This window comes from Sedimenticola sp. (assembly GCF_050289425.1).
Classification (GTDB): Bacteria; Pseudomonadota; Gammaproteobacteria; order Chromatiales; family Chromatiaceae; genus Sedimenticola.
On sequence record NZ_JBNKFS010000027.1, the window covers coordinates 14,398 to 27,706 of the forward strand.

16 protein-coding genes are annotated in these 13,309 nt (G+C 53.7%); all 16 read left to right on the forward strand.

Translation table 11 applies throughout. The features are described 5' to 3' along the window. Positions 1–3: 3 nt before the first annotated feature. The 16 genes from ACQY5R_RS16015 (at position 4) to ACQY5R_RS16090 (ending at position 13,299) form a co-directional block, all read left to right on the forward strand. Complete coding sequence (locus ACQY5R_RS16015; protein ID WP_348431037.1) at positions 4–804, forward strand: TIGR03759 family integrating conjugative element protein; 801 nt, start codon at positions 4–6, stop codon at positions 802–804. 90 nt (positions 805–894) lie between these two features. After that, a complete protein-coding gene (locus ACQY5R_RS16020) occupies positions 895–1,377 on the forward strand; it encodes a lytic transglycosylase domain-containing protein (RefSeq protein WP_428610099.1) in 483 nt (160 codons plus the stop codon). Positions 1,378–1,414: 37 nt separating this feature from the next. Then, positions 1,415–1,933, forward strand: a complete 519-nt coding sequence (locus tag ACQY5R_RS16025; protein WP_428610100.1) for an integrating conjugative element protein — start codon at positions 1,415–1,417, stop codon at positions 1,931–1,933. Continuing rightward, positions 1,930–4,059, forward strand: coding sequence for a type IV conjugative transfer system coupling protein TraD (gene traD / locus ACQY5R_RS16030; RefSeq protein ID WP_428610102.1), 2,130 nt, complete (start codon positions 1,930–1,932; stop codon positions 4,057–4,059). Before ACQY5R_RS16025 ends, traD begins: the two co-directional genes overlap by 4 nt. A gap of 5 nt (positions 4,060–4,064) precedes the next feature. Continuing rightward, positions 4,065–4,793, forward strand: coding sequence for a TIGR03747 family integrating conjugative element membrane protein (locus tag ACQY5R_RS16035; protein ID WP_428610136.1), 729 nt, complete (start codon positions 4,065–4,067; stop codon positions 4,791–4,793). A 98-nt stretch (positions 4,794–4,891) separates the two neighbouring features. Continuing rightward, complete coding sequence (locus ACQY5R_RS16040; protein ID WP_035230319.1) at positions 4,892–5,293, forward strand: MbcA/ParS/Xre antitoxin family protein; 402 nt, start codon at positions 4,892–4,894, stop codon at positions 5,291–5,293. Beyond that, complete coding sequence (locus ACQY5R_RS16045; RefSeq protein WP_428610104.1) at positions 5,290–5,982, forward strand: RES family NAD+ phosphorylase; 693 nt, start codon at positions 5,290–5,292, stop codon at positions 5,980–5,982. Before ACQY5R_RS16040 ends, ACQY5R_RS16045 begins: the two co-directional genes overlap by 4 nt. Before the next feature lie 5 nt (positions 5,983–5,987). Further along, on the forward strand, positions 5,988–6,578 hold the full coding sequence (locus tag ACQY5R_RS16050; RefSeq protein WP_428610106.1) for an exonuclease domain-containing protein: 591 nt from the start codon (positions 5,988–5,990) through the stop codon (positions 6,576–6,578). A 131-nt stretch (positions 6,579–6,709) separates the two neighbouring features. Continuing rightward, positions 6,710–8,515 (forward strand): ATP-dependent nuclease, encoded by a 1,806-nt coding sequence (locus ACQY5R_RS16055; RefSeq protein WP_428610107.1) that lies wholly within the window; start codon positions 6,710–6,712, stop codon positions 8,513–8,515. After that, a complete protein-coding gene (locus tag ACQY5R_RS16060) occupies positions 8,515–10,278 on the forward strand; it encodes a UvrD-helicase domain-containing protein (RefSeq protein ID WP_428610109.1) in 1,764 nt (587 codons plus the stop codon). Before ACQY5R_RS16055 ends, ACQY5R_RS16060 begins: the two co-directional genes overlap by 1 nt. 116 nt (positions 10,279–10,394) lie before the next feature. Continuing rightward, a complete protein-coding gene (locus tag ACQY5R_RS16065) occupies positions 10,395–10,697 on the forward strand; it encodes an RAQPRD family integrative conjugative element protein (RefSeq protein ID WP_428610110.1) in 303 nt (100 codons plus the stop codon). Positions 10,698–10,705: 8 nt separating this feature from the next. Beyond that, complete coding sequence (locus ACQY5R_RS16070) at positions 10,706–10,936, forward strand: TIGR03758 family integrating conjugative element protein (RefSeq protein WP_428610111.1); 231 nt, start codon at positions 10,706–10,708, stop codon at positions 10,934–10,936. A gap of 111 nt (positions 10,937–11,047) precedes the next feature. Further along, complete coding sequence (locus tag ACQY5R_RS16075; RefSeq protein WP_428610112.1) at positions 11,048–11,425, forward strand: TIGR03745 family integrating conjugative element membrane protein; 378 nt, start codon at positions 11,048–11,050, stop codon at positions 11,423–11,425. Between the two features lie 38 nt (positions 11,426–11,463). Further along, positions 11,464–11,844 (forward strand): TIGR03750 family conjugal transfer protein, encoded by a 381-nt coding sequence (locus tag ACQY5R_RS16080; RefSeq protein WP_428610113.1) that lies wholly within the window; start codon positions 11,464–11,466, stop codon positions 11,842–11,844. Continuing rightward, a complete protein-coding gene (locus ACQY5R_RS16085; protein ID WP_428610114.1) occupies positions 11,816–12,493 on the forward strand; it encodes a PFL_4703 family integrating conjugative element protein in 678 nt (225 codons plus the stop codon). The genes ACQY5R_RS16080 and ACQY5R_RS16085 overlap by 29 nt, the downstream gene beginning before the upstream one ends. Then, a complete protein-coding gene (locus ACQY5R_RS16090; RefSeq protein WP_428610115.1) occupies positions 12,490–13,299 on the forward strand; it encodes a TIGR03749 family integrating conjugative element protein in 810 nt (269 codons plus the stop codon). Before ACQY5R_RS16085 ends, ACQY5R_RS16090 begins: the two co-directional genes overlap by 4 nt. The last annotated feature ends 10 nt before the right edge of the window (positions 13,300–13,309 follow it).

The window sequence follows — 13,309 nt, forward strand, 5'->3', positions numbered from 1 at the left end:
CACATGAGAAAACCTGCCATCGCATTAATCGGGTTCTGTCTTTGCATCACGTTGCCTGTTAACGCGGATACCCGGCAGGTAGCCGAATCACCATCTTCGAACACATTGGCGATTGAGCAATCTGCAATAGAACGTATCGACTCTCAAACGTTTCGTGCTGACCAGTGGGGATTAGATGAATCGGAATGGCAGCGTTACCAATCTTTGCTGCAGGGTATCAGGGGCAGCGTGAGTCCTGCGACCTTGTCACCCCTAGAAGTGCTGGGCATCCACGCCCGCAGTGCCGATGAACGTCGGCGCTACGCTGAGCAGTGGGCAGTGATGATGCGTGACGATGCCGAGCGCATCCTGGCGTTTCAGCGGGCTTACGACGACGCCCAGCGGCGCCTGTTCCCCAACGGTTTATTGATCGACCCCGGTGTTGTAGCGTCCACCAAGCCGGATCAAGGTCTGGCGGGAAAATTCGTGTGGCAGTCGTCGGACCGGGTGTTGTTCTTTACCGATACCCAATGCCCGACCTGCGATGCGGTGCTGGAGCGATTGGTCAGCCAGATCAAACAGTTCTCTGGCATCGATCTGTACCTGATCGATGTGTTTGCCGGTGAGGAATCCCGCATACGTGACTGGGCGGCCTCGAAACAGATCAATCCCCAATGGGTGAGCGAGCACAAGATTACCCTGAACATCGACGCCGGTGCGCTAGGTAAGGTCTCCGCACATACGGGCGTACAAGGACACGATTTGCCCGTACTGATACTGCGGCGGGATGATCACTTGATGCCCTTGCCGCTATCACGATTCTAGCGGGCGCCGGTCATGGCTAATTGGCCGATCACACTTTGCCTCATCGGTTTACTGTGGTGGTCGACGGCCGCGCAGTCGCAATCCGTGCCAGTGGGGTATCAGCAAATCGCGAGCGAATACGGCCTGCCTCCGGGTCTGCTCTACGCGGTGGCCTTGACCGAGAGCGGACAAAGCTCGCTCAGCGATGGACAGTTCCGCCCCTGGCCGTGGGCGCTCAATATTGATGGGGAAGGGCACTATTTCCCGTCGCGTCAGAGGGCATGGCTGGCGCTGGAGACGGTATTGACGGAAACCAAAACTTCGGTGGATATCGGGCTGATGCAAATCAGTTGGCGTTACCATCGTTCGGTCCTGGGCTCATCCTGGCAAGCACTGGATCCCTACCACAACCTGCGTGTGGCCGCCGCGATCCTGCGCGACTGCTTCGTCGAGCACAGCCACTGGATTCAAAGCGCCGGCTGCTATCACGCACCCAACGATCCTGCCCGGGCTGATCGATACGGTCAGCGGGTCAAGGCGCACTGGATGCGGTTGACCGATACACCACAGGAGGTTCGCTTTGAGAATCCGTAGACAACGATCGTTGCCAGTCCTCGTGCTCGGGCTGGTCATGAACTCCTCCGTATTGGCTGAGCTGGCGGTGATTTATGACAGTGGTCAGACCCGGCCCTTAGCGCCGTTACTCAGCCCACTTTTGTCAAAGAAGACTCAATCGACCGCCCCGGCTGAATCTAACGACCAGAATCTATCTTCAAAGTCCTTGCTCGGTCCGGCGACTCTCAGCAATTTATTGCCCATACGTTCACCCGGATTGGCCGCCGGCGATACCGCCGATAGCCAACTGAATCCCGAAGCCCTGGGGCGTTTGGCGCAAGGGAATCCACGCCCCTTCTTTCTCATCGGCTCGGATGCGGTGTCAGTGCAATGGCTGGCGACTCACTACGACACTCTCAAAGCCCTGGGTGCGGTGGGCATGCTGGTACAGGCCGATACCGAGGCGGATGTGCGACGGGTTGCCGAGGCGGCGCAGGGCTTATCCATCACCCTGGGCTCCGGGAGCGATCTGGCCGCCGCACTGGGTATTCATCATTACCCGGTATTGATTACCCGTGATGGCATCCGGCAATGAGCCTGCATCCGATGGAAGCGCTGTTGCGGCCTCCCGTGGAGTTGTGGTCCACCTGTACGGCGTTTGCGGCGGGTACGCTGGCCTGGCTCGCCCCCTGGGCCTTGATGATGCCACCGGGTATCGCAATGGCCACCAGCCTGACCTTTTTCGGTTTTGGCTTGTGGCGGGGCCGTCAAGCATGGCGTGTGTTGCGCTACCAGCATCACATGAAGCGGCTGCCGGATTACCACGTGCGGGCAAACCAGATCCCCGTTAGTCGCCATAAGCTGTTTTTGGGCAAAGGTTTCCGCTGGACCCAGCAACACACCCAGCGTCTGCGCGATACCCTGAAGCCCGAGGTTCAACGTTACGTTCAACCGGGCACGTTATACCAGTGGGCGCGACAAAAGGAAGTGGCCTGGGAATCGATGCCAGTCCTGTCTTTGCTGGCCAAAGCCCTGCGTAGTCGCAGCCGCTGGAACCCGCTGGCGCCATTACCGGCCGTCGGCGGCAAGCCCGCCCTGCACGCGGTTGAACCGCATGAACAACCGGTGTGGATGGATCTGGGTGAGCGGGTCGGGCACACGCTGGTGTTGGGCACCACGCGCGTCGGTAAGACACGCCTGGCGGAACTGCTGATTACCCAGGATATCCGCCGTGGCGATGTCGTCATTGTTTTCGATCCGAAAGGGGATGCCGATCTGTTGCGTCGCATCTACGCCGAGGCAAAGCGCGCCGGTCGGCTGGACGATTTTTATCTGTTCCATCTCGGCTTTCCGGAACTGTCGGCGCGTTACAACGCCATCGGGAACTTCTCCCGCATCACCGAGGTCGCGACCCGTATCGCCAATCAGTTGCCCAACGAGGGCAACTCCGCTGCCTTCAAGGAGTTCGCCTGGCGCTTCGTCAACATCATTGCGCGCGCCTTGGTGGCTCTAAAACGCCGGCCGGACTACCAGCAGATCCGTCGCTACATCAACGACATCGAGCCTTTGTTTGTGGAATACGCCGGCCACTGTGCTGGCGTTGCCGGCATCGAAGCCTGGGCGTCTCTGGTTGAAGCGCGCGCGGCGGATATCAAAGAGCGCAACCTGCCCAATGCCCTGCGTGGGCGGTCGATGGAAGCCATCGCCTGTATGCGCTTGCTGCAGGAGAAGGCCATTTACGATCCCGTCCTGGACGGGCTGATTTCCGCGTTCAAATACGACAAGACCTATTTCGACAAGATCGTCAGCTCCGTCGGCCCGCTGATGGAAAAGCTGACTACAGGTACCATTGCCGGGTTGATCTCTCCGGATTACCAGGATGAGCACGACGCGCGGCCGATCTTTGAATGGATGGATGTGGTGCGCCGCAAGGGCATCGTGTATGTGGGACTGGATGCGCTCACCGATACCACGGTGGCCAGCGCCGTGGGCAATTCCATGTTTGCGGATCTGGTGTCCGTCGCGGGGCATATCTACAAGCACGGTGTCGCGACTAAGGGTACTGATGCGTCAGACCCGGAAACCCCGCCACACTCGACCCCCACCATCTCTCTGCATGCGGATGAGTTCAACGAGTTGATCGGTGATGAATTCGTGCCACTGCTGAACAAGGCCGGCGGGGCAGGCTTTCAGGTCACAGCCTATACCCAGACCTGGTCCGACGTAGAAGCGCGAATCGGCAGCAGAGCCAAAGCGGGGCAGGTGGCCGGTAACTTCAATACCCTGCTGATGCTGCGGGTGAAAGAGCTGGATACCGCCGCCATGCTGACCGAACAGTTACCGCGGGTTGAGGTCTTCACCCTGATGAGTGTCTCCGGCGTCGATGATTCGTCGGATCCCGGTTCCGGGGTCGACTTCAAATCCCGCAACGAAGACCGGATCAGTGTCTCGGAAGTACCGATGCTGACTGCCGCGGATATGGTCACACTACCCAAGGGGCAGGCCTTCGCCCTGCTGGAAGGCGGCCAACTCTGGAAAATTCGTATCCCGCTGCCGGACGACCGCGAGGACACGGCCATGCCCGATGACTTTGAGGCGATCGCCGAGGCCATGCGCCGCAGCTATGTCACCAACGATCACTGGTACCGGGTCACCGACCACTGGTGGCACGCCGTCTCCGAGGCAGCGATCCGACCCTCAGACGCCGGTGAGCAGGCTTGAGCACGGTGGAGCCCCGCGATCCCCGACGGCCGGTTGCACAGCCGGGTACTGTATCCCGGCTGCTGACGGGCATCGCCCAGTGCCTCAAATGGCTGTTTCTCTCCCTGTTGTTCTCCATTCTGGTGGAGTGGATCGGCATGGCGTTCTGGTGGGAAGAGCAAGGACTTGGCCACAGTCGACAGATGCTGGTGAACGAATTGCAGTTCCTCGGCACCGACTTTCATCGCAGCTGGTTAACCGCCCAGCCGATGGTGTTCGCCAGTAACCTCTCGGATCGCATCTACCAGTTTGCCTTCGAGTGGACGGGGCTCGTGGATCTGATTCATTGGATCACACCGGTACCGACCGCGGAGGAAACCGGTCTGAGACCGGTGCTGCACCGGTTTTACCGCCCCGTCGCTGACTATGTGCTGGCGGGTATGCAAATCACCCAGGTCTTTGCGGTGCGACTCGCCATCCTGACGCTGGCCACGCCAGTATTTGGGCTGTTCACCCTGGTGGCGCTGGTGGATGGACTGGTGCGGCGCGACCTGCGGCGCTGGGGCGGCGGCAGGGAAAGCTCTTTCGTGTACCACTACGCCAAGAGAGCCGCCATACCGCTGATCATCATGGCCTGGGTGTTTTACCTGGCGCTGCCGTTCAGTTTGCACCCGTCCTGGATCATCCTGCCATTCGCGCTGGCCTTTGCCTTCGCCGTCACCATCACCGCCAGTACCTTTAAAAAGTACCTTTAAGACAAAGTCATTGAACCAGTTGACTGTACCGTTACAGTCTGCTAGGCTGCATTTAAGCACTGTAAAGATACAGTCTGAATGCTGTTTAGGAGGTAATTATGATCGCTCAAGCCGAACAACTGCTGCAACGTGGTTCCAGTGTCACCAGTTCACTGCTGCCGGCGATTTTCAATATCTTCAGCCAGTGGCGCCTCACTGGTGCCCAGCAGATGACGCTACTGGGCCTCAGCAATGAGAAGACCCTCTACAACTGGAAGAGCCAACCCGAGAAGGCCAAGCTGACGCGAGACCTGTTGGAACGGGCCAGCTACATTTTGGGGATCTACAAGTCCTTGCAAATCCTGTTGCCTGATCAGGTGCTGGCTGACCAGTGGCTGGCTACTCCCAACGACAACCCGCTGTTCAATGGCACGGCGCCGCTGGACCGGATACTCGCTGGTCAGGTGGTCGACCTGGCCGTGGTCAGGGATTTTCTCGATGCGGAGCGGGGTGGCTGGTGATCGCTATCGATACGCTAGCTAGTAGCGAGGTCAACGAACCGGTCTACCGGGTCATTCTGTCGCGCTATCCCCAGATACACCTGTTCGAGCGCGTCTCCAATCCCCAGGATTGGGACGTGCTCTACGCCGTCGAGTCGCTAACCAATCCCAGGTTGCGCGATGAAGTTGGCGATATTCGCCTGGTGCCGCCGGAAGACCGGGTCTATGGCGATGGCGCTTCCTGGATCATGGCGGCCTTTACCCACCCGCCAGTCGATGGGCGAGGTGGTCGCTTCAACCGGGACTTCGGTATTTATTACTGCGCTGCCGATGAAGCGGTCGCCATCGCCGAATCGTCCTACCACCGGGCGCGCTTTCTGCGGGAATCCCGAATCGACAAGACCACGCAGGAAATGCGCGTAATCCGTGCACAGCTGGGGCCGACAACTCTGCATGATGTCCGTCACCTGGTGGGAGACGGCATCTATGATCCAGAGAATTACGGCGAAGCCCAGCAGCTCGGTTACACGTTACGCGATGCAAAAAGTTTTGGTGTTCACTACCAAAGCGTGAGAGCGACAGGAGAGTGCTACGGGGTGATGCGTGCCCGAGCGCTATCCGATGCGATCCACTGGTGTTATCTGCGCTACCACTATGACCAAGGAGCGATCGTCAACGTCGAATCTCTCGATGGCAGTGGCAGAAGGTGATGGCAATGTATAAAGAACTGCTGTGGATCTTCACCCAACTCCCTGACGATTACATCGTCCTCGATACCGAAACCACCGGACTCCCTGACGAAAACGGCCCGCCGGATATCGTGACACTTGGCATCACCGTGGTGAGAAATCGAGAGATAGCGGAATCCGTCGAATTTAAAACACGGCCACAAAAACGCATTTCAGAAGAAGCGCAAAGGATACACGGCATTACTAACGAACAGGCAGCGGAGTTTGCTGCCTTTGATTCCCAGTGGAACCCGATTGCCGACTACCTGAAAGATCAGCTTATCGTCATTCACAACGCGAGTTTTGACTGGCCGATCCTGCTGGATCACGTCGCTCGATACGGTTTACCAATGCCGCCAGTTCCAGGTGTGTTTTGCAGCCAGAAAGCAGCCATTGCTTGGGCACAGGTAATGGGTTTGTCGTGCAGTCACAGAGGTCCATCGTTAGACGCGTTGACGAAAGCGGTTGGCGTTGAAGATCTCAGAGCAAAGCTAGGTGGAACTCATGGGGCGAAGATTGATAGCCAGCAGACTGCAAGAGCAATCGAGATGATGAGATTTTTGGGAAAAACGGGTTAGGTTGAATTCATCAAATTTTTACGGATGGAAATAAGTAAAAAGTTTGACTGCTGGAAAAAGTGCTCGTGGCTTGTTTATTCAGTTTGTCGAAACTCATAAAGTTGTTGTGAACAAAATAAGGGATTTTTAAATTGAAAATAGCAAGGTTAAAAATCAGAAATTTTCGTAGCATTAAAAATGCTGAACTTCTTTTTGAAGGGCATAGCCTATTATTAGGTCCAAATAATATAGGCAAGAGTACTATATGCGAGGCTATCGATTTGGTTCTAGGTCCAGATAGATTGTCTCGGTTCCCTCCTGTTGAAGAGTTTGATTTTTACAACGCACAATACTTGAAAGAGAGTGAGGTTGAAGGCGAAGAGCCTGAGTCTATACCTATTAGGGTTGAGGTAATACTCACAGGATTGAGCGATGAATTAGAGAGTCGCTGCGGTCAGCATTTGGAATTCTGGAGTAGCGAAGAGAGTCGGCTCTTGACATCTGGAGAGCTTGCAGCGGCTAACCCTCCATCTTCAGAAAAATGCTTGCGTCTCGAAACTCTCGGTAGTTACGACAGTGTTGAAGACGAATTTGAAGCGCAGACTTATTTCTCTCATAGTCCAACTGCCGAACCTGGTGAGCTGGATAAAGTAGGAAAATCCGTCAAGAGAATGTTTGGCTTTTTATACCTTCGAACTCTTAGAACCGGTTCTCGGGCGTTGAGCCTCGAACGAGGATCTTTGCTTGATATCATATTGCGGCTTGAAGGTGCCCGTGGAGGGTTATGGGAAAAGGCTATAGATCGCTTACGTAATCTTAATATTGAAAAAGACGCGGCTCATCTTGATCCGGTACTGAACTCAATAGAAGAGCGTCTGGGGAAATATATCTCTTCTGAAATTGATGGGCGTGCGACTAAATTACATGTTTCTCAGTTAACAAGAGAGCATCTTCGTAAAACAATGGCGTTTTTCTTGTCGATGTCCAAGGATCAAGCTCCCGTACCATTTCAACAGGTTGGAACAGGGACTTTAAACGTACTCGTTCTCGCTCTGTTGTCGTTTATTGCAGAATTAAAACCAAGCTCGGTGATTTTCGCGATGGAAGAGCCTGAGATTGCTCTTCCCCCACATACTCAGCGTAGAATAGCGGATTATCTGCTTCGTAATACAAGTCAAGCTTTTGTGACATCACATTCTCCGTTTGTCATTGAGAGGTTTGAACCTAATCAAACCCTACTGCTAAAAAGAGACAATGATGCTTATGTTTCTACTATGAAGATATCGGATGCGAGTGGGCTAAAAAATAAGGATTTTCAGCGCTATGCTCGAAGAGGGCTTTCAGAATGTATGTTAGGTAAAGGATCGATCGTCGTTGAGGGGCTGACAGAATTTCACTCCCTGCCTGTCATTGCCAGAATCATGGAAGAAAATAATCTAGATTTGCAGCCACTAGACATCGCCGGTGTTGTTTTCTTTGATGCTGAAACAGAAAGTAACATGTCAAAATTTGGAAAATTTTTCAAAGACCTTGGGTTAAAAACATTTTCATTTTATGACCACATAGATCGAAAGCCGGAAAAGAAGCAAGAGCTAATAGATGCTTTTGATATTGATTTTGAACATCCACATACAGGTTTTGAGGTGTTAATTGTCAATGAGGTTGGTCTCAATCGGCAGTGGGATTTTCTGAATGATCTGCGCAATTCTGGTGATAATGGCGGATTTCAAATTCCTGAAGAAAGACCAGGTGATGATGACCTAAAGCAGATCGTGAAGTCGGCTTTAAAAGGAAACAAAGGGACCGGCTGGGCTGCTCGGTTACTTGAAGGTTGCACAGCGCAAGAGCTGCCTCAAACAGCGGTGGATTTCTTAAATAAAGTGTATGAGTTATTTCCAAAACCAATAGCAAGCACTGATTCTGAAGCCGGACAGGAAGATAAGGTAAGTTTTCTTTGATGCAGGATGTAAACATGGAGATATGCCAGCTTCGCCAGGATCTTTTGAATTGTACTGGGCATGCATTGGTTTTAGGTGGGCCTGGAAGCGGGAAAACAACCATTGCATTAAAAAAGGCCGTTGCCCGGATAATTTCTGGTATGGAATCTTGGCAATCGGTATTGTTTCTGAGCTTTTCTAGAGCTGCCGTTGCTCGGGTTGGTGAAGCAATGCGTCAGCAAGTGCCAAAAGAGAAAAGAAATATGCTGAGCATGCAAACGTTCCATTCCTTCTTCTGGTCGCTAATTTCAACACACGGCTATCTCCTTGGGTCTCCCAAAAAAATCAAAATACTTTTACCTTCAGATGAAAAGGTATACTACGGCTCGATTAAAAAGAAAGACCGAAATATAAAAAATCCTGATTGGGTTGCTTGGTTGGGCGAGCGTGATCGGCTATTCAAGGAAGAAGGATTAATTGCGTTTGATCTGTTTTCGGAAAATGCGCTTTGTTTGCTTGAAAACAGTGATCATATAAGAAATTTCGTATCAAATAAGTATCCCCTCATCATTGTGGATGAGGCACAGGATACGGGGCCAGATGCTTGGAAGTGTATCGAATTACTTGCGAGGCAGAGCCAAATTGTTTGTTTGGCTGACTTAGAGCAACAAATATTTGATCACCTCCCTGGTGTTGGTCCAGAGAGAATTTTGGCAATAAGATCTACCTTGGATCCTCTGGAGATTGATTTAGGAGCTCAGAATCATCGAAGTTCAGGAACAGAGATAGCCTTGTTTGGGCAGGATATTCTTATGGGTAATGTAAGAGGTGCACCATATGCTGGAGTATCGTCTATATCCTATAACCCTAAGACTCGGGATCAAAGTAGCGTCTTGCGAATGTCACTTGGCGCTTTGCAGCGAGCAATTCGGAAAGCAACTGGTTCTTATGCGAAGAGTATAGCTGTGCTAACACACTCTGGGGCATCAGCGGCAAAAATTTCATCAGCATTGAGTTCTGGGGAGAAGCCCGTACGACACAGCCTCGCTTTCGATGAGGCTGAGGCAATTTTAAATGCGAGATTTGCTGCTTTTTTATTGGAGCCGAAATTTGAGTCCGATCGTATTCTTGATCTTGCTTGCGCTCTTGAATTGTTGGCGTCAGCAAAAAAAGCTGCAGGACGTGCATCGGCGACAAAGTGGCTGGATTGGGCTGTAAAAGCTAACGCTGGTAAAGTTTCAACTGCGGCTTTTGTTAAGAATGTGTTGGGGCTAATTGATTCGATGAGATCAAACGGATTTACCGGAGATCCAGCTAAAGATTGGAATTTTATTAAACGAGAACTTCGCAAAACACAGGACAAGGATTTGACCGAAGTAGCCAGAAATTTGGATTACTTAGTTGCGTTTAATCGAGGCCGTCGTATAAGTGCAGGTCTTGGGGCTTTGTGGGTTAGAGATGGCCAATATACTGATGCGAGAGAGGTTCTCGATACAGCTCTGGCTCAGGATCAGATTTTAAGTGGAATTGATGATCCACCTGGTATTCAGGTGATGACGATACACAAGTCAAAGGGAAAACAGTTTGATGGTGTTGTTGTGGTTCGAGAGGGTCGACACAATGGAAAAAATTTGGAGTCTTCGTTTGTGTGGTGGGGGGATGACCACCCATACCAACGTAGCCGAAAAATATTACGGGTGGCGCTTACCCGCGCGAAATTCCATGCTTTAGTTCTTGAGCCGATTTTCCCTCAGTGTCCTATTGTCGGGCCACACAGTCTATAAATTCGAAATAAGAAAGAGCTAGAAAAACCACGCCACCCACCGAATAGATTTCCCATCGTCCTTCCCAGTTAATTCTAGCACTATGCCCCGTAACAACTCACGGGAGCAGCAGTGCTATGAAACGCCATCTCTGGCTACCTTCTTTTCTGATTATAGGCTTGGTTGTCACGCCGGCGGCTTTTGCCAATGCAGACGCCGAGCGCGAGGCGCTCGCCAAAGTCATCCATGAACTCAATGCCCTCGAGTCATTAATCAAGCGTGCCGAGGCCAACGCCGAGCAGGATTCCCGTATCCGATTTCGTTATGACTGGCTGCGTCAGGACCTGAAGCAAATCAAGGACGGCATCCAGTCACACATCGACTCTCCCCGTGCTCAGCCTCGCGCATTTCCGCCATTGCGCGGCGATTACCGTCGATAGGTCTCGTCATGAACGCCGCACAACAAACAGCTTTTCAAGCCGGTTCCGGTATTACCCCAGCCATCATGCTGACGGCCATCGCGTCGATGGTGTTGGTGTTGGCGTTTGTCTGGGTGATCTGGGTGGCTTTAGGCACTTTTCGGGCGTGGCAGGAAGGACAGGCCACGCTATTTGATCTGACCTGGAGCACCCTGCGGGCAAGCATTGTGTTGATGGTTTTGGGTTTCTATTTGCGGTGAGTCGATCGAGTTGAGACCGAGAAAGTCCGGTAAGCGCAAACGGCGATGCAGCGCAGTGGGATGCGGGGATGCTTTCCCTTTTTATCAGTGTTACAGAAGAGGATATTGGTTATGGGCACATCAAATACAAAAAGCGGTTTTAGCAAAAAGTCTGTTGTTATCCGCAAGTCGCTATCTGCAGCGGTCGCGGTACTACTACCACTGCCGCTCTGGGCGGCGTTGCCGACGCCGGTTGCGCCGAGTACGGCGCCGCCAGCGGGTGACTGGATCGGCTTGATTCAGGGCTACATCAAGGATGGTGGCTTGGTGCTCGGCCTGGCCATCGCAGTGCTGGGTTTTCTCTGGATCGCCTACCTGGGCTTCGCAAAATTCAATGAAGCTCGCCAGGGCAAGGCAGAGTGGGCTGAAGTCGGTGTGCTGGGGATTGTCGGCGCGATCGTGCTGATCTTCGCCAGCTATCTGCTCACAGAAGCGGCTGGAGTGATTTAACAGCCAGCGTCAATATCAACTTGCCGTAGGAAACGCGAATGTCCAACGACCATGAAATTCTGGCGGATCGGCTCAATGCCGAGCCCGCCATCTTTAAAGGCTGCTCTTCTTCAGAGCTGGGCATGATTGTGGGGCTGGCCATTGTGATATGGCTGCCCCTCAGTCTGTTACTGGCCTGGTTGCTGGGTGCCATCACCATGGGTTTTGGTATTGCCGGTGTCGGTGTGGTGGTCACTGTGGTCACTCTTGCGACGCTGTTTCAGCGTATCAAACGCGGCCGGCCTGAAGGCTATTACCAGCAGTGGCTGCGTATTCGTCTGCAGACGATGGGGCTGAATCGCACGCCCTGGGTACTACGCAGCGGTTCCTGGGATATAGGGAGAACGCACTATGCGCCGCTACCGACTCGAAATCGATAACGTGCGGTCCCATTTGCGCTCCCTGTGGATCGTGATTGGCTTGCAAGGGATGATCATTCTCGCGCTCTGGATCGGTTGGAGCCAGGCACCCAAGCAGCTGCGTGTTTATGTGCCACCTGATCTGCGGTCGGGTGCTGTTCTGGCGGCCGAAGAAGTGCCTCCGGCCAATGTCTATGCCTTTGCGTTCTACATTTTCCAGCAGCTCAATCGCTGGCCAGAAAACGGCGCAACGGATTACGGCAGCGCAATTTTTCGGATCTCGCCCTACCTGACACCGCGCTACCGTAATGACCTGATCGCCGATATGGAACTCAAAGCCCGGCGCGGCGAGTTGGCCTACCGGGTGCGCGGTGTCCATGAGGTTCCAGGGCACGGCTACGAGGAGCGCCGCGTCGATGTGTTGTCGCCCGATGTCTGGATTGTCTGGCTGGATCTGGATCTGCTGGAGTCTGTGAAAGGCATGACCGTCAAGCAAACCACGATTCGCTACCCGATTCGGGTGGTGCGTCAGGCTATCGATCCGGAAACCAATCCCTGGGGCTTGGCACTCGATGGGTACTCTAGCGACGGCCCGCGTCGATTAACCGATGCCGAGCTGGCTGAACCCAGTGTGACTGGCGCCATTACCAATAAGGAATCAACCCAATGAATTCCCGTGATTTCTGTGCGTCATTGAGGTGGATCGCTTTGCTCAGTCTCTGTTTCCCGCTGCTGTCCTTTGCACAAGTCGATGACGCGGCATTGAGTACTCCTGAACGCGTTGTATGGAACAAAGCGCCCATCGCAATTCCATTGGTCGTTGGTGAAGAGCGCCTGGTGCATTTTCCGGATTCGGTGAGCATTGGGCTGCCGCAGTCACTGACACCGTTGCTGCGCAGCCAAAGCATCAACGGCACCCTATACCTGTTGGCTAGGCAAGCCTTTGAGCCCACCCGTGTCATGGTGCGCTCGGAAACCGACGGCCCGATCTACGTCCTCGATATTTCAGCGGTGCCAGGCGGAGCAGACAGTCGATCATTGTCGGATGTGCAGATACTGCTGGAGTCACCGCAAGATGCTGGTGCCGATCAGTCGACATCGGACAAGCGATCACAGCCTTTGGGTTATGCCGCTTTAACCCGTTATGCCGCGCAACAACTCTATGCGCCAACACGACTGATCCCCCGGCAGCCGGGCGTGGTAGCCATACCCGTGAACCCCGAACCGGTCGATCTGGTATTGGGCGGCAAGATCGAAGCCGTGCCGGTTGCTGCCTGGAAGGCGGGTTTGCGGTACGTCACTGCCGTCAAGCTGATCAATCGTACCCAAAGCCCCGTCGTGCTGGATCCACGCGAACTGCGCGGGTCATGGCTGGCGGCAACCTTTCAGCACAATCGCCTGTTACCCGCTGGCAGTGAGGCCGATACCACAGCCGTCTATCTGGTGTCGGATCGGCGCTTTGATGCGGCCTTTTGATGTGGCGCTT